This window comes from Mammaliicoccus vitulinus (assembly GCF_029024305.1).
GTDB lineage: Bacteria > Bacillota > Bacilli > Staphylococcales > Staphylococcaceae > Mammaliicoccus > Mammaliicoccus vitulinus.
Genome location: NZ_CP118974.1, coordinates 1,159,708 through 1,176,717, shown reverse-complemented (window position 1 = coordinate 1,176,717; position 17,010 = coordinate 1,159,708). Strand labels below are relative to the sequence as shown.

Genomic DNA, 17,010 nt, shown 5'->3' with positions numbered 1-17,010 from the left:
CAAAATAAAACCACATACAAAGACATATCCTTTAATTCAAATATTTAATGATATCTTGTGGGTGAAAATCTATTTTTTCATAATGAACACCTGATTGTTCTAATAGTTGAATTGCATATGTATGATTATGATAATCGTCCGCATAATAAATTTGTTTAATACCTGCTTGAATGATTGATTTCGTACAATTTAAGCAAGGAAAATGTGTAACGTATATTGTTGCACCTTCTGAAGAAACACCAAGCTTAGCACATTGTATAATGGCATTCATTTCTGCATGTATCGTTCTAATACAATGTCCATCAACTACAAGGCAGCCGTTATCGATACAATGTTCTTCACCTGAGACAGACCCATTATAGCCACCGGCAATCACTCTGTTATCTTTCACTATGGTAGCACCGACTGATAGCCTCTCACATGTTGATCTTAATGATAAGAGATGACTTTGAGCCATAAAATATTCTTTCCATTCAATTCTTTCCATTTCATATCGACCTACCTTTCATATATCTTTATTGTAATAACTAAAAAGCTGAATTGCAATTTCAATTTAACACTATATAATCTCTTAACGACTCAATTGTCTTTTCACCAAATCCTTTAACATTTTTCAAGTCTTCAATCTTCTTAAATTCTCCTTTAGTTTCTCTATACTGTAATATTGCTTCAGCCTTACTTGGACCTATCCCAGGTAATTTTTCAATTTCAGCTTTATCACCGGTGTTTATATTAACTTCTACTTTGTTATCTGAGGATTGATTTGTCGAATGTTTTAGTACTTTTTCCCCTTTTACAGGTACATAAATATACATTTGATCCTTTAACTTTTCCGACAAGTTTATTTGACTTAAGTCCGCATCGTTTTTAGTTTGTGCTTTCTTTAATACATCATTAACTCTGTCAGAAGATTTCATATTATATGTATTCGGAAAATTGACAGCACCCTTTACATCAACAGTAACACTTTTATTTATGTTGATATCTTGCGTTGACTTAGTCATTTCAGATTTAACATCTTTATCTTGAGAAGCCTCCTGCGTTATTTCTTTACGTGTGTCCTCTTCAATATTCGAGTGTTCTGAATCTGCTCCTATAAATAGAAACTTAAATATAACAAACAGTGCAATAACAGCAATTAACACAAGTTGATAATGGTTCATTAACCACTCTTTCAATCTCATTAAATTGTTCAAAAAAACACCTCCTACTTTATTAAACGTAAGAGGTGTTCATGATTACTTATTTTTGAGCAACAATAAAATGTCTGTCGCCTTCGTCATTAAAATCATCGATATTAAAATCTGTAAAAACATTTTTAACATCAAATCCAGCAAACTCTAAAAGTTGTTTGTAAAGCTGAATTTCAAATGTAACTTGGTAATGCTCTTCATCAAACCGTTCATATAACCCATCTTCTCTTTCTGCAAAAAATGACATTTGATGGTATACACTATTTGGTTCTTCTCCAGCAATTGCTTGCCAAGCCAATGTTAATTGCTCTGTCTCATCAATATAATTACAATTATTAAACTGATGATTCATTTTATAAATTGAATGCACATCAAAAATAAGTAAACCACCATCATTTAAATAACTGTTAACATAGTTAAAGACTTGAAGCACATCTTCTGGATCAGTTATATAGTTTAAGCTATCGCAAAATATCGTAACAACGTCATATTTTTGAGGTAAGTCCAAATCTCTCATATCTTGACAATACCACTTAATATCAGCGTTTCGACTTTCTGCTATTTCTAACATTTCTGCACTCAAATCCAGACCACTAACATTACCATAATCTAAAAGTTGAGTCGTCAGTCTCCCAGTTCCACAGCCAATGTCTAAAATTTCATTGTCGTGACCTGTTGTAAAATGACCAACGATTGCTTTCCATTTATCATATGGTTGATCATCCGTTAACAAATCATAGAAATTACTCATACGATTGTATGCCATTAATTTACATCCTCAGTTAAAGTGATTAACGGTGCATCTTTATATAATCTTTCTAAATTATAGTAATCGCGTTCTTCTCTATGGAACACATGAACAACAACGTCACCTAAATCGATTAATATCCATCTCGCTTCGTTAAAACCTTCTAATCTTTTAACTAAAACACCATTTATTTCAGCTTCATCTTTAACATTTTTAGCGATTGCTTGAACTTGTTTATCACTATTACCGTGACAAACAACGAAATAATCCGCAATATCACTAATACCTTCCACATCAATCCCTACAATATCTTCTGCACGCTTATCATCACACGCTATTATACTTCTTTTCATTAATTCATTTGAGTTCATTTAACCATTCCTTTATTGTTCTGAATGCAAATTATAATAATTTAAGCATTCTATTGTTTTTAAATGTACTGTTTTATCTTTGTTAATTAAATGTAAAACAGTACGTTTTGAAATTTCATAAACAGCTTTATCTAAATCTCGCTCTTTAAATACGATATCTCGAATTTCTTCAACACCTGGTGTCGTTCTTTTAGGTTCTATATAGTCTGCAATAAATATAATTTTTTCAGTCTTATTCATTTGCGCTCTACCAGTCGTATGACTATAAATTGCATAATAAATTTCTTCATCATCAATTTCATATTGATCTTTAAGACGCGCAGCAGCAACTGGTCCATGTAAAATTTCAGAACCATAACTTAATAAATCTTGACCTAAATCATATTGAGTCACACTTTGATATAAATCTGATAGTTCTTCATATTTGCATAAGTCATGTAATATGCCAGCTAGTTCGACTTTTTTAGGATCACCATCAAAAATTTCAGCCATTTTTTTACCTGTTTCAGCAACTCTAATTGAATGATTATATCTTTTTGAAGGTAAAGTTTCTTCTACTAGCTTTACCGCTTTTTTAATTTTCATACAATCGTCCCCTTTTGATATATGTTTCAATACGTGGTGTAACTAGCATCTTGATAGATTGACGATTTTTACATCTATTACGGATATCTGTTGAGCTAACATCAATTCTTGGAATGTGTAATGCCAACATGCCTTCATGAACATCTTGTCTATCAACTTCTCTATTAACAACTACGAAAATTAACATTTCTTTCAATTCATCTATGTTTTTCCATTTATTCAAATTTTCATATTGATCTGTGCCTATTATGAAATAAATTTGATGTTCCGGATATTCACTTTGAATTTCTTTAATTGTATCAAATGTGTAACTTGTACCTTTTCTATTTAGTTCTCTTCTATCCACTACACCGAATTGTAAATCTTTAATCGCTAGCTCTAACATGTTTACACGTTCAGATTCTATGAGATAAGATTCGTTATGTTCTTTAAGTGGAGATTGATAACTAGGTAAAAATAAAAATTCGTCTGGCTGAACAAATTGATACGATTCACTCGCAACTAGCATATGACCAATGTGTATAGGGTTAAACTGACCACCATATATCATTAACTTTTTCATGGATTAAGGTAGTTCTATTTTCTTGTTTTCTTTAGACTCTTTATATAATACTATGATGCTGCCAATAAGTTGTGCGAGTTCACTATCAGTTTGTTCAGATATGCTTGCAGCTACTTCTTTACGGTCATCCATATTATTTTGTAGAATATGCACTTTGATCAATTCTCTTTTTTCAAGCGCTTCTTTCACTTGCTCTATCATATTTTCATTTAGTCCACCTTTACCAATTTGGAAAATTGGATCTAAATGATGCGCTTCTTTTCTTAAATATCTCTTTTGTTTACCTGTTAACATAATTATCTCCTTTTGAGTTCATCTTTTACTCTATTTTTCATTACTTCTATATTTGCTTCTTGACCCGTCCATATTTCAAAGCTTTCTGCACCCTGATAAACGAACATATCTAATCCATTGTATATTAGTAAACCTTCTCTTTCACATGCTTGTAATAGAGGTGTTTTATTAGGAATATAAATGATATCACATACTAAAGCTTTTTCACTTATTTTTTCTATTGGTATAATAAGCTCGCTACTTTTTTCATTCATTCCAACAGGTGTTGTATTAATAATCATATCAAACGTATGAATCAAAGGCTTAACTTCCGTTAAACTCATTGCTTTGATTTCTAGTTGCCAATTATCAAATCTATTAACACTGCGATTCGCTACAGTTATTTTATGATTAGTAAATTTTATCATTTCAGAAACGATACCTTTACTTGCACCACCTGCACCAAGTACTAAAATATTCTTTTCATCAATTGGACCATGCTTATCTATTAAACCTTTAACAAATCCAATACCATCAGTATTATAGCCTATCCACTTATCATCTTTAACTAACACCGTATTTACAGCCCCTATATATTGAGCGCTTGGGGAAATTTCATCTAAATACGGAATGATAGATTCTTTATGCGGTATTGTAATATTAAAGCCATTTAATTCTTGCTCTTTAATAATTTCTCTAATACGCTGAAAGTGCTGAGGTGGTACATTCAACGCATGATATTGATCGTCTCTGCCTAAAGCTTCAAAGTTTGCAGAATGCATAATAGGCGAAAGAGAATGGTCAATGGGATGACCAATAACTCCAAATTTCATTTAATTCACCTCTTATAAAATTGATGTTCTCAATGTAACTTCTACTTCTTCAGGCGCAATAATGTGTACTTCTGCACCTGCATCTACAGTCACAAATCCTAAACCAGAAATCATAATGTCTTGTCGCTCGTTTTCAGTTACAATTTCCGTTTTATTCAAACGTTCAAAATCAAAATTTTCCGGATTATATGGTGGTTTAAGTAATTCACCAATTTGACGGTTCCATAAGTCATCAGCGTTTGACAACTTTGTTCTATGGATATTTAAATCGTTAGATACGAAACATGTTAAAGAACGTCTACCACCACTAACATAGTCGACTCTAACTAAACCACCTAAAAACAAACTTTGTTCTTCATTTAATTGATAAACTTTCGGTTTTATTTCCTTTTTAGGCATAACAACCTTTAATTCTTTGTCAGTTACATAATGCGTCATTTGATGGCTTTGTATAATACCTGGCGTATCAAACATATATGAATCGTCATCTAACGGAATATCAATCATATCCAAAGTTGTTCCAGGAAAATGACTTGTTGTTATAACGTCTTTTTCACCAACACTTTTTTCGATTAATTTATTAATCAAAGTTGATTTACCAACATTTGTCGTCCCAACTACAAAGACATCTTTACCTTCTCTAACTTTTTCAATCGTATTAAGCAGTTCATCAATACCTTGATTTTTATAGGCAGATATAAGCACGACTTCGTCAGGGTTTAAACCGTAATCTTTAGCTCTATTTCTAAGCCATATTTCCACTCTTTTTTTATTAATAGCTTTAGGTAAAATATCCATTTTATTGGCTACAAGTACCACTTTTTTCTTACCTACAATATCTTTCAAACGATGTATCATCGAACCTTCTAAATCAAATACATCAACAACATTAACGATTAAACCATCTTCGTTATGTAATGATTTAAGCATATTTAAAAAGTCTTCACTTGTTAAATCAACATCTTGAACTTCATTATAGTTTTTAAGTCTAAAACACCTTTTACAAATCACATCTTCTTTATTCAAACTAGATTGTGGTACATAACCTGCTGCTTCCGGATTATCAGATTGCAGTATGGCACCACAACCAATACATTTAGCTATTTCTGTCAAATTTATTCCTCCCAATTAATTAAACCTTTTCTCTTAAAATAGTTTAGGAATCTTCTCTCAATTAAACGATTGAATTTTGTAACTAAACCATCTGTCTTTTTCACTGGTACAACCATGATTGTATAAAGTCCATTCCTATTACCGCCGAAAACGTCAGTCAACATTTGATCACCAATGACAACTACTTCAGATTTATTAACACCCATTAAATTTGAAGCTTGTCTAAACGCTTTTCCTCTAGGTTTACGTGCTTTAAATATATAATCTATATCTAACGTTGATGAAAAGGATTCTACACGTTCTTGATTGTTATTAGAGACAATCGTTACAGTTATATCATTTTCCTTCATTTTTTCAAACCATGTTCTTACTTCGTCAGTCGGATCTTTCACGTCCCAACCAACTAAAGTGTTATCTAAATCTGTAATGATTGCTTTTATATTTTTAGATTTTAAATGTTCAGGATTTATATCGAAAACAGACTGAACATATTCATTTGGCAAAAAGTATTTAGTAAATATTCCCATTATTACACCTCAATATTATTTCTTATTTTAACATAAATTATGTATACATTCCTTTTAGTTGAATACAAAATAAAAGTGTTGCAAATCAAATTAGATTCGCAACACTAAATATTATTCAGTAATTTCACGGTCAGATGTTTTTTCAACATCCGTATTCGCATAAATCACAAAACCAACAAGTGCTGTAGCAATGACAGCGATAGCCATTAATATTAACATGAAACTGCCTCCTTATGCCACTCTATTTAATAATAATTTTACAATTTTACTGGAATTCACGCAAGCTACTTTTAAAAATTCTTCAAAAGTAACGTCGGATTCTTTATCAGCTAAATCTGAAACAGCTCTCGTAACAATTATAGGCATATTATATTGATAACAAGTTTGAGCAATTGCACCAGCTTCCATTTCAACGACACTCGATGAAGGGAAATTTGATTTAATCTCTTTACGTTGTTCGAATGAACCTATAAAACTATCACCTGTAGCAACTTCACCAACAATACCATTTAACTCAAGTTCTTCTACTGAAGATTTCGCTATAGATATTAACGCTTCATTTGTTTCATAATATTCTGGCATACTCGGAACTTGTCCGAATTTATATCCAAATGCAGTTGCATTAACATCATGATAATAAACTTTATTACTTATAATGATATCTCCAATATTCAATTGATTGTCAACTGATCCTGCCGAACCTGTATTGATAACAAGTTCAGGATTAAATTCACTAATCAATAATGTAGCCGTTATTGCAGCATTGACTTTGCCAATTCCACTTTGAGCTAATACAATCTCTTTACCTTCTATTTGACCTTTATAGAAAATAACATGTGCTTTTTGGATTGTTTCTATATTTTCAATAGATGACTTTAATATTTCTACTTCTTCTTCCATTGCTCCAATAATACCAATCATGCTTTATCACTCCATCATATTCATTCATATTTATATTAACATAATTAGTACGCTTTGAAACATGTTTTTAGCTATTCCATAAATCTTGTAAACCTTGCAACGATAATATACCAGCAATCAATGTTGTTATCACTGCTATAACACCCATTACAATCATCCAAGTTGGATGTTTGTACTCACCAACAATGCTTTTTTTACGAGAAGCTATAAGTATTGTACCTAAAGTAATTGGTAATATTAAACCATTCAAAGCACCCGCAATGATTAATAATTTTATCGGTTTACCTATTGTTAAGAAAATGATTGATGAAATAACTATGAAAATAATAATAACTAAGTTTCTATGATTTTTAATTGATGGATGTAAAGATTGAATGAAAGTTGTACTTGTATAAGCACAGCCAATAACTGATGACAATGCCGCTGCAAATAATACAACACCAAACACTTGTTTACCTATTGGACCAAGTACATGCTCAAACACTGATGCAGGAGGATTGTCTGGATTTAAAGCAAAGCCAGTTACGACTACACCTAAAACTGCTAAAAACAAAAATGTTCTCATAATACCAGTTGTTAAAATACCTGATATGGCAGCTCTATTCACAAAAGGTATGTAATGTTTCCCAGTGATACCTGCTTCAAGCAATCTATGTGCACCGGCAAAAGTAATATAACCACCAACCGTACCCCCAACTAGAGTAATGATTGGTACAATAAGTTTACTTATATCATCTGGCGCAACCATTTTGTGCGCCGCTTCTACTACTGGTGGTTTTGTTAAAATCATTACGTAAGCAACAATAGCAATCATGAGCACACCTAAAATTTGTGTAATAATATCCACAACTTTTTGTGCGTTTTTAACGATAAAGATCAAAATTGCTAAGACGCCGGTTATACCAGCACCAATTCTCACATCAATACCAAATATCGCATTTAATCCAAGTCCAGCTCCAGCTACATTCCCAATGTTAAAAGCTAAACCACCTATAGCAATTAATATCGCAATAAATGTACCTAATCCTTTGAAGACATCGTTCGCTATATCTTGTCCGCCTTTACCAACAACAGTAATAACTCGCCATATATTAATTTGAGCCCCTATATCAATCAATATCGATGCAAGAATAGCAAATGCAAAACTTGCTAGAAATTGTTCTGTAAACACTGCTGTTTGAGTTAAAAATGCTGGACCTATAGAAGAAGTTGCCATTAAGAAAACAGCGCCCCATAAAATTCTTCTATGTTTGTTAGTATATTCAAACGGTTTATTTAAATCCTCATACCCTTTATTTTGACTCATATACATTCCTCCTACTTCATTGCACTGATTTGTATACCTTCAGATTTGAACTGAGCGATAATTTCTTTAACAAAGTCTAGCGCATGTTGTCCGTCTCCATGAACACATATTGTGTCCGCTTCAATTGAGATTTCTTTTCCATTTATTGTTTTAACTTTAGATTCTTTAACCATTTTAATCACTTGCGCCACTGCTTGATCTGTATCTTTAATGAGCGCACCTTCTTTTTTACGAGATACAAGCTGTCCATTATCTTCATATGCTCTATCAGCAAATACCTCACTTTTATACGTCAAATTGTGACGTTTACAAGATTCAATTAGTTCGCTATTTGATAGACCTACGAATAACAATTGATCATCAAAATCTTTAACAGCTTTAACGATAGCATCCGCTATTTCAGGAACTTTGGCGCCCATCTGATATAAAGCGCCATGTGGTTTAACATGATAAATTTTAGTATTATGAATTTTACAAAATCCAGATAATGCACCTAACTGATAAATCACTAAGTCATAAACTTCTTGTGGTGTTAAATCCATATTTCTACGACCAAATCCATTCAAATCTTGAAATCCTGGATGTGCGCCAATATGTATATTATATTTAGCAGCCGTTTTGACTGTTTCATTCATGACATGTTGATCACCCGCATGAAAACCACAAGCTACATTAGCAGATGTAATCAAAGGTAAAATAAGTTCATCCTTACCAACTTTATAGTTACCAAAACTTTCCCCTAAGTCGCAATTCAAATCTACTTGTACCATTTAGCTCTCTCCTTAAACTATTTTATGTTCATGTAAAAACTTAATCGTTATATCATTATTTATATATGGCTCATAACTTAAGACGCGATAAAGGAAATCGAGTGTCGTCGGAAAACCATCTATAACTGTTTCTTCTAAAGTACCTTTCATCTTCTCAATTGCTTCAAGTCTATCTGTACCTTTTACTAAGATTTTCGCTACTAAAGAATCATAGTATGGCGGTATCATATATCCGTCATAGAGCATGCTATCGACTCTTGTATTAAAGCCGTTAGGTAAATGTAAAGCTAGGACTTTACCAGCTGCCGGTCTAAATTGTTTTTCGGGATTTTCAGCATTTATTCTGCATTCAATGACATGGCCTTCAAATTTTATATCTTCTTGTTTAAGTGATAAATGCTCACCATTTGCCATTAATATTTGTTGTTTAATTAAATCCACACCTGTAAGCAATTCAGTTACCGTATGTTCTACTTGAATTCGCGTATTCATTTCTAGAAAATAATAACCATTATCTGTTAATAAAAACTCAATTGTGCCAGCACTTTCATAATTACAAGCTTTAGCAGCTTTTACTGCATCTGCATGTAAAGAGGCACGCGTCTTAGAATCAAGAGCTGTACAAGGCGCTTCCTCAATGAGCTTTTGATTTTTTCGTTGAATGGAGCAATCTCTTTCACCTAAATGAATGGCCTCACCATGACGACTTCCTAACACTTGAACTTCTACATGTCTCGCTTTATCAATAAATGTTTCTATATAAACACGCTTGTCGCCGAAATATTTTTCGCCTTCTGATTGTGCTTCTTTAAAGTTTTTCTCAAGTTCTGATGCTTCATGAACAATTCTTATACCTTTACCGCCGCCACCACTAGCAGCTTTTATAACAAATGGAAAGCCAACTTTTTCAGCTGTTTCTCGAGCTTCTTCTACAGTTTTAACTTCACCAATAGAGCCAGGTATAATTGGAACATTAGCTTGATACATCGTTTCTCTCGCTTTTATTTTATCTCCCATTAAATCCATCGTTTTGAAGCTTGGACCAACGAAAATAATATTTTCCTCGTCTACCCTTTGTCTAAAAGTAGTTGATTCAGATAAAAAGCCATACCCTGGATGAATTGCATCTGCTTTACTCATGTTACAAGCTTCTAATATACGATCGATATCTAAATAGCTTTCAGCAGATTGATTAGGGCCAATACATATTGCTTCATCAGCTAATTGTACGTGCAAACTATTTCTATCAGCTTCTGAATATATGGCGATTGTCGTTATATTCATCATCCTACATGTTCTAATAATTCTAACGGCTATTTCTCCTCTGTTAGCAATTAACAAACGCTTTATCATTCGAATCACCCCTTTACTTTAATGTCATAATTGTTTGTCCATATTCAACGGGATCTCCATGACTAATCAGAATATCTTCAACAACTCCATCATGATCACTTATGACTTCATTTAATACTTTCATAGATTCTATATAACCGACTATTTGACCTTTTTTAACTTCATCCCCAACTTTAACAAGTGGATTACTTAACTGTTCTTCATCTTGTAAATAAAAAGTTCCTAGAATTTCTGCGTCAATTGTATTATGTTGCTCAGTGCTATTATGACTAGTTTGAGTCTCATTCGCTGGAACTGTTGTAGGACTTGCTGATTCAGTTACCGTCGTTTTCAAATCTAATTCTATTTCCACTGATTCGTCTTTATATTTCATATATGAAACGCCATTATTTTTCATTAACTTAATTACATCTTCTATTTTTTCGATATTCACGTTTTATTCCCCTTTTATAAGTTTTGCTATTTTCTTAGATTTCGGTCTAACAATGCTTAAGTCTTTATATTTCTTCAATTTGATTGTTTCAATATCTTGTCTCATTTGTTTGATATACGCCTTATATTCTTTCGTTGCTTCTTCCACTGTAATCCATTTAAATTGCAAACGATCTTGAGCTTTTAATTGTGCTAGTTTTTCTCGTCCTACAAAACTTACAGTGGCAATTTTAGTATATCCACCGATAGTTTGGCGATCATTCAACAAAATAATGGGTTGGCCATTATTAGGTACTTGTACACTTCCTGGTGCAATTGGTTCTGAAATGATATCAGCACTATCTATATGAACTAAAGATTTTTCCCCATTTAATCGATAGCCCATGCGATCTGACATGTCAGAGATGCTATACGTTTGACTCACTAATAACTGCTTGGACTCTAGTTCGAATTGTTCGAATTGAAGACCTTCAATAATGGGTATCGTATTAGGTTCATGAACATTGTTTAAGTTAAATGTGTTACCTATAATGTCATAGTTAACGGGTTTATCCTTGAAATAAAACACATCATTTCGTTTTAATGTTCTTCCTTTATATCCACCTATACCACTTCTCGTATGTGTGGAAGCGCTTTCTAAAACAGGTAAAATATTTAATGGTTTATGAAATGCTAAGTAGCCTCTCGCTCCAGCTGTAATACTTTTTATATTGAGCACTTGTCCCTTCTCAACATATATCGCAGTATTCACTGGAATTTGTTGATCATCTAAAAATATTTCAGCATCTAGCGCTACAAAAGCAAAAATATTTGAAGCATTAAATTGAAGAACAGGACCATTCATCGTGATTTCTAATACTGATGCGCCCTCATTATCAACTAGTGCGTTTGCAATGTTGTAGAAATATTGATTCATAACGCCTGCTACAGAAAAACCATCTTTTTCATATTTTGTTCTACCTAAATCTTGAACGGTTGTAAACAAACCTGGCTTTATACATTTCAATTTAATTCACCTACTAATCTACTGTAATCAAACTTTCCACTTTCGATTTCTCGCTCAATTTCTTGAAATTCTTGTTCTTCAATCGCTTTGAAAGATATGTAATCTCCTGCTTCGTATAAAATCATTGGGTTTCTCTCTAGGTTGAATACATCAACAGGTGTACGACCAATAATTTGCCATCCTCCAGGTGATTCTTTCGGATATAACCCTGTTTGATTATTAGCTATACCAACAGATCCTGATTTGATTTTGCTTCTAGGCGTTTCTTTTCTCGGTGTATATAACTGTTTATTTAATCCCCCTAAAAATGGAAATCCTGGTAAAAATCCAATTGCATAAATCAAGTAATTCTCGTCCGAGTGCAATTTAATCACTTCTTCTTTTGTTAATTGTGAATGTTCCGCCACAATGTTTAAATCTGGCCCATATTGTTCTCCATAGACAACAGGTAATGTAATCACTTTTTTAGATTTCTTGCCACTGTCGGACTCAAAATTAATGTTTTGAAGATTCAATTCTTTAATTAACTTTTCATATGTATACGTTGTAGCATCAAACGCCACCATAATGGATGTATATGAAGATGTTACACTTAATATGGCAGGATGCTTGTATGACTCAATATGTGATACTATGTTTGAAATTTTATCCCTAACTTCAGGATTAATTTCATTTTGTTCGTAAATCATAAAATGAGTTTCGCTAATTTGACGAATATTCAATTTTACCACCCCTTATTTCAAAAATTATTAAATAAACAGATTATTAAAACAATTTTACCTTATCATAATAACATGCTTTATATATAAAAAAAATACTGTAAAAACATTTAATTTCAATGTTTTTACAGTATTTTTTACTAAATTGCAAAATAATTAATCTATTTTTACAATTTTGACTTTCATTTCATTACCATTTGGTAATGGCACGTTAACTTCGTCATTTACTTTTTTACCAATTAGCGCTTTAGCAATTGGAGATTCGTTAGAAATTTTTCCTTCAAAAGGATCTGCTTCTGCTGAACCTACAATTTTATAGCTTTCTTCATCATTACCTGGAATTTCAGTAAATGTTACAGTTCTTCCAATTTGGATATCATTTTTAGATCCATTGTCTTCAATAATTTGAGCATGACGAATCATATTTTCGATTTTTTGAATTTCTTGTTCGATAAATCCTTGTTCGTCTTTAGCAGCATCATACTCAGAGTTCTCAGATAAATCTCCAAAACTACGCGCTACTTTTATTTTTTCCACGACTTCTGGTCGTTTTACAGTTTTTAATTCTTCTAATTCTTTTTCTAATTTGTTGAAACCTTCCTGTGTCATAGGAAATTCTTTTTGTGTTTCCATTCTTCCATCTTCCTTTACTTTGTAATTATTTAAATATTTTTAACGAGTGATTGGATCTTCGTTGTCATGATATCAATCGCTACCTTATTGCTACCACCTTCAGGGATGATGATATCCGCATACTTTTTCGTTGGTTCTATAAATTGGATATGCATCGGTCTTACAACTGATAGGTATTGATCAATTACTGATTCCATAGTACGTCCTCTATCTTTTATATCTCTTGCTAAACGACGTAATATTCTTAAATCAGCATCAGTATCAACATAAATCTTAACATCCATTAAATCTCTTAAACTTTCGTTCTCTAAAGCGAAAATACCTTCTAGTATAACAACATCTTTAGGTTCGAATCTAATCGTTTTATCACTTCTTGTATGATTAGAATAATCATACGTTGGTACTTCAATTGCTTGTCCTTCTTTTAGATTCTTTAAGTCATGCTTTAATCTTTCATTATCGAAAGCAAATGGATGATCATAGTTTGTCTTAAGTCTATCTTCAAACGACATATGTGATTGATCTTTATAATAGTAATCTTGCTCAATTAATGCAACACTATATCCATCTAAATTTTTCATTATTTCGGATGTTACAGAAGTCTTTCCTGAACCAGAACCCCCTGCAATACCTATGATTGTAGTCTTTCCCATCAAACGATTCCCTTTCTCATCATGTTTTTTGGATAAATCGGACGATCCACTTTTATTTGTAAAATTTGAAGTGGATGTCTTGCTGCGTCTAATTCCTCACCGTTTTCATCATAAATTTTATCGATGACTTGTGTGAAATTTTCAATTTCTGGACCGAAAAATTCAATTTCTTGTCCAGGTTTAAAATAATTTCTTTGTTGAATGGTAGCTATTTGAGATTCTGCGTCATAGTCTAACACTAATCCACAAAAATCAAAAGGTGTTTTTTTATTTGATTGTTGTCCAAACATTTGTTCTTCATAATGCGGAACACCTTCAAAAAATGCAGGTGCAGTGTCTCTATTAGCACATTTATCCAATTCAATTAACCATCTAGGATCAATTTTAAAGTTCTCAGGGTCTTCAGCATAACGGTCAATGACTTTACGATATACTGATACGACTGTCGCAATATAATGAATAGATTTCATGCGACCTTCAATCTTTAATGAATCAATACCAATGTCCATCATTGTAGGTATAGATTCAATTAATTTCAAGTCTTTTGGACTCATTGCAAATGGCGTGGTGTCTTTATCATCGAAATATGGCTCTAATTCACCGTCTTTTTCCACTGAAATTAAATCATAATCCCAACGACAACTTTGACAACATCCCCCTCTGTTAGAGTCTCTTGCCGTCATGTGATTGCTTAACGTACATCTGCCAGAGTATGCAATACACATCGCACCATGTATAAATGTTTCTATTTCTATATCAACTTTTTCTTTCATTTCACGCATTTCTTCAGCACTTGTTTCTCGGGCAAGTACGACACGTTGGAGGCCTTCTTCTTTCCAATATTGTACAGCGCGGTAGTTAGACAATGATTGTTGAGTACTTAAATGAATTTCTAAACTTGGCGCAACGCGTTTACATGTTTCAATAATAAGCGGATCTGCAACAATGATGCCATGTGCGCCAGTATCATTTAAATTTCTTAAATAGTCTTCCAAACCTGGAATGTTTTCGTCATGTGCAAAAATATTAGTTGTGACGTAAATCTTTGCACCATATTTAGCAGCAAACTCAACGCCTTCTTTAATTTCTTCCATAGTAAAATTATCGGCGTTAGACCTTAATCCATATTCTTGACCACCTAAAAATACTGCGTCTGCCCCGTAATGGACAGCAATTTTCAGTTTTTCTAAATTGCCTGCTGGTGCTAGTAATTCAGGTTTCTTAATCTTAGTGTGACGACTAGCTCCTATAGGTTCTAAAACCTTCATTTTAATCATTCCTTTAATTAATCTTAATAAACTGTTTGTTTAAACAAGAATCCTTGATCCATAGGACGATAATCTTTTTGAACTTCTTCGATTGGTTCAAGTAACATAAACTTTTCATCTTCGTATAATTCTGGGTCTTCGTTAAATAAATCAATAGCTTGTCTGTATTGCTCAGTCGCAATATTAATATATTCCTCTGTTTGAAGAACACCATCAATTTTAAATGAGTCTATTTGAGCTTCTAATAATTCTTCTAAGTCTTCGATCAAACAAATATCGTTCGGACTCATAATATGCGTACCATTACCATCTTCATAAATCGGATATTTATTGCTACGCTCTTCGTCATACAGAAGCATATTGTCATTTTCTTTTCTGTTTTCAATCTTCATAACTTTATCTTGATACATAAAATAATTACCAAGCAATTTCCTTTTTGATTGGAACATGCAGGTCATTCCATGTACTTGTACTTCAATTTCAACATTACTTTTTTCTTTAATCTCCAGCACTTCTTCAATGCTTAATTCACGTGCAAGCACGGCTCTCTGAGATCCTCTATCTCCCCAGTAATTACATTGAAAATGATTTGTTACAATCGTTTCGGCACTCCAATTTAACGGGATAGGATTTTCACGATGTTTCATAGCCATGACAACGGCTGGATCACCGAATATAATTCTATCTGCTTTCAACTCATGTAATAAATCGATATAAGCTTCTAAATCATCAATATGCTCATTATGAAAAATACCATTTACAGCTATATATGCTTTTTTGCCATGTTTATGAATTAGTTTAATTGCTTCGCGAAGTTCAGGTTCTTTAAATTCGCCTGCAAGTCTCAAACCAAATTTCTCTTCACCTATGACAAACGCATCAGCACCTAATTCTATTAGTTTCTCAATATGTTGAACGGATTTAGGCGTCACTAATAATTCTGTCATTTTGTATGCTCCTTTTTAGAAATAGCCATGCCATCGCCAATGTTAATCAATGTAGTGGTATAGTCAGAATGATTCATAAGCCATTGATTATAGTTTTGAACTTTCTTAACCATTTGTTTAACATTTCTATTTCTCACAATATCTATGTCACTTACAAAACCATGATATAAAATATTATCAGTAATGATAATACCCTCATTATTAAGCAATGGTTCATACAGTTCAAAGAACTTTTGTGACTGGGCTTTAGCGGCATCAATAAAAATCATGTCAAACGTTTCGTTAGGTGGCAATAAATCATAAGCTTCTAAAGCATCAGAAAATATCACATCAATTTGATTATCAAATTGATAATGTTTAATATTTGATAATGCTTGTTCATACATTTCCTCGCTTCTTTCAATAGTCCAAACTTTCAAGTTAGGATTGCATGAAGCAAAATGCATAGCACTGTATCCAATCGCCGTTCCAATTTCAAGAATATTTTTCACATCTTTAATTCTAATGATTTGTTTAACAAATTCTGTTGATATTTTATCCATTATTGGAACATTATGCTCAGTAGCATATGATCTTAATTCATCTATTTGAGATGAATTTTGAAAAAGTAATTGTTCGATATATTCTATATCTTTGTCCATGTTACAACTTCCTTACACTTCAATATAATAAAAAACCCAACTAGTCCATTGGCTAGTTAGTATGTATCAGTCATATCCGTAATATGTTTTATAAACATTAGATATTTTACCATATTTTCGAATAAATAGTAAGTATAAATACAAAACAAGAACGCT

Annotated in this window: 22 protein-coding genes; all 22 read right to left on the bottom strand. The window is 32.5% G+C overall.

Going from position 1 to position 17,010, the window contains the following annotated elements; genetic code table 11:
• Positions 1 to 31: 31 nt before the first annotated feature.
• Positions 32 to 487 (bottom strand): ComE operon protein 2, encoded by a 456-nt coding sequence (locus tag PYW35_RS05935; protein ID WP_016910848.1) that lies wholly within the window; start codon positions 485 to 487, stop codon positions 32 to 34.
• 61 nt (positions 488 to 548) lie between these two features.
• Positions 549 to 1,196 (bottom strand): helix-hairpin-helix domain-containing protein, encoded by a 648-nt coding sequence (locus PYW35_RS05930; RefSeq protein ID WP_103323242.1) that lies wholly within the window; start codon positions 1,194 to 1,196, stop codon positions 549 to 551.
• A 46-nt stretch (positions 1,197 to 1,242) separates the two neighbouring features.
• Positions 1,243 to 1,959 (bottom strand): class I SAM-dependent DNA methyltransferase, encoded by a 717-nt coding sequence (locus tag PYW35_RS05925; protein WP_016910846.1) that lies wholly within the window; start codon positions 1,957 to 1,959, stop codon positions 1,243 to 1,245.
• Positions 1,959 to 2,312, bottom strand: coding sequence for a ribosome silencing factor (gene rsfS, locus PYW35_RS05920; RefSeq protein ID WP_016910845.1), 354 nt, complete (start codon positions 2,310 to 2,312; stop codon positions 1,959 to 1,961). Before rsfS ends, PYW35_RS05925 begins: the two co-directional genes overlap by 1 nt.
• A 12-nt stretch (positions 2,313 to 2,324) precedes the next feature.
• On the bottom strand, positions 2,325 to 2,897 hold the full coding sequence (gene yqeK, locus PYW35_RS05915; RefSeq protein ID WP_103323241.1) for a bis(5'-nucleosyl)-tetraphosphatase (symmetrical) YqeK: 573 nt from the start codon (positions 2,895 to 2,897) through the stop codon (positions 2,325 to 2,327).
• Entirely contained in the window at positions 2,887 to 3,459 is a 573-nt protein-coding gene (gene nadD / locus PYW35_RS05910) for a nicotinate (nicotinamide) nucleotide adenylyltransferase (RefSeq protein ID WP_026023166.1), read from the bottom strand. The genes yqeK and nadD overlap by 11 nt, the downstream gene beginning before the upstream one ends.
• A gap of 3 nt (positions 3,460 to 3,462) precedes the next feature.
• Positions 3,463 to 3,753 carry a ribosome assembly RNA-binding protein YhbY gene (gene yhbY, locus PYW35_RS05905; protein WP_016910842.1) on the bottom strand — a complete coding sequence of 97 codons (291 nt, stop codon included), beginning with the start codon at positions 3,751 to 3,753 and terminating at the stop codon, positions 3,463 to 3,465.
• A gap of 2 nt (positions 3,754 to 3,755) precedes the next feature.
• Positions 3,756 to 4,565: a shikimate dehydrogenase gene (gene aroE, locus PYW35_RS05900; protein ID WP_103323240.1), complete on the bottom strand. Its 810-nt coding sequence runs from the start codon at positions 4,563 to 4,565 to the stop codon at positions 3,756 to 3,758.
• 12 nt (positions 4,566 to 4,577) lie between these two features.
• Positions 4,578 to 5,678, bottom strand: a complete 1,101-nt coding sequence (yqeH, locus tag PYW35_RS05895; RefSeq protein WP_016910840.1) for a ribosome biogenesis GTPase YqeH — start codon at positions 5,676 to 5,678, stop codon at positions 4,578 to 4,580.
• Between the two features lie 2 nt (positions 5,679 to 5,680).
• The gene (locus PYW35_RS05890) at positions 5,681 to 6,205 is read right to left on the bottom strand and encodes a YqeG family HAD IIIA-type phosphatase (RefSeq protein WP_103323239.1); all 525 of its coding nucleotides are present in this window, start codon (positions 6,203 to 6,205) and stop codon (positions 5,681 to 5,683) included.
• A 231-nt stretch (positions 6,206 to 6,436) separates the two neighbouring features.
• The gene (locus PYW35_RS05885) at positions 6,437 to 7,126 is read right to left on the bottom strand and encodes a 5'-methylthioadenosine/adenosylhomocysteine nucleosidase (RefSeq protein ID WP_016910837.1); all 690 of its coding nucleotides are present in this window, start codon (positions 7,124 to 7,126) and stop codon (positions 6,437 to 6,439) included.
• Positions 7,127 to 7,193: 67 nt separating this feature from the next.
• Entirely contained in the window at positions 7,194 to 8,432 is a 1,239-nt protein-coding gene (locus PYW35_RS05880) for an NRAMP family divalent metal transporter (RefSeq protein ID WP_016910836.1), read from the bottom strand.
• An 11-nt stretch (positions 8,433 to 8,443) separates the two neighbouring features.
• Positions 8,444 to 9,202, bottom strand: a complete 759-nt coding sequence (gene pxpA, locus PYW35_RS05875; protein ID WP_103323238.1) for a 5-oxoprolinase subunit PxpA — start codon at positions 9,200 to 9,202, stop codon at positions 8,444 to 8,446.
• 12 nt (positions 9,203 to 9,214) lie between these two features.
• Positions 9,215 to 10,555 carry an acetyl-CoA carboxylase biotin carboxylase subunit gene (gene accC, locus PYW35_RS05870; RefSeq protein ID WP_103323237.1) on the bottom strand — a complete coding sequence of 447 codons (1,341 nt, stop codon included), beginning with the start codon at positions 10,553 to 10,555 and terminating at the stop codon, positions 9,215 to 9,217.
• Positions 10,556 to 10,568: 13 nt separating this feature from the next.
• Complete coding sequence (locus tag PYW35_RS05865) at positions 10,569 to 10,988, bottom strand: acetyl-CoA carboxylase biotin carboxyl carrier protein (protein ID WP_103323236.1); 420 nt, start codon at positions 10,986 to 10,988, stop codon at positions 10,569 to 10,571.
• A 3-nt stretch (positions 10,989 to 10,991) separates the two neighbouring features.
• On the bottom strand, positions 10,992 to 11,993 hold the full coding sequence (locus tag PYW35_RS05860; RefSeq protein WP_103323235.1) for a 5-oxoprolinase subunit C family protein: 1,002 nt from the start codon (positions 11,991 to 11,993) through the stop codon (positions 10,992 to 10,994).
• Complete coding sequence (gene pxpB / locus PYW35_RS05855; protein WP_103323234.1) at positions 11,990 to 12,715, bottom strand: 5-oxoprolinase subunit PxpB; 726 nt, start codon at positions 12,713 to 12,715, stop codon at positions 11,990 to 11,992. Before pxpB ends, PYW35_RS05860 begins: the two co-directional genes overlap by 4 nt.
• Positions 12,716 to 12,868: 153 nt before the next feature.
• Positions 12,869 to 13,345, bottom strand: a complete 477-nt coding sequence (gene greA / locus PYW35_RS05850) for a transcription elongation factor GreA (protein ID WP_016910830.1) — start codon at positions 13,343 to 13,345, stop codon at positions 12,869 to 12,871.
• A 29-nt stretch (positions 13,346 to 13,374) separates the two neighbouring features.
• Entirely contained in the window at positions 13,375 to 13,998 is a 624-nt protein-coding gene (gene udk, locus PYW35_RS05845) for a uridine kinase (protein ID WP_016910829.1), read from the bottom strand.
• The gene (locus PYW35_RS05840) at positions 13,998 to 15,266 is read right to left on the bottom strand and encodes a peptidase U32 family protein (protein ID WP_103323209.1); all 1,269 of its coding nucleotides are present in this window, start codon (positions 15,264 to 15,266) and stop codon (positions 13,998 to 14,000) included. The genes udk and PYW35_RS05840 overlap by 1 nt, the downstream gene beginning before the upstream one ends.
• Positions 15,267 to 15,289: 23 nt before the next feature.
• Complete coding sequence (locus tag PYW35_RS05835) at positions 15,290 to 16,213, bottom strand: peptidase U32 family protein (protein WP_103323210.1); 924 nt, start codon at positions 16,211 to 16,213, stop codon at positions 15,290 to 15,292.
• The gene (locus PYW35_RS05830) at positions 16,210 to 16,854 is read right to left on the bottom strand and encodes an O-methyltransferase (protein ID WP_016910826.1); all 645 of its coding nucleotides are present in this window, start codon (positions 16,852 to 16,854) and stop codon (positions 16,210 to 16,212) included. The genes PYW35_RS05835 and PYW35_RS05830 overlap by 4 nt, the downstream gene beginning before the upstream one ends.
• Between the last annotated feature and the right edge of the window lie 156 nt (positions 16,855 to 17,010).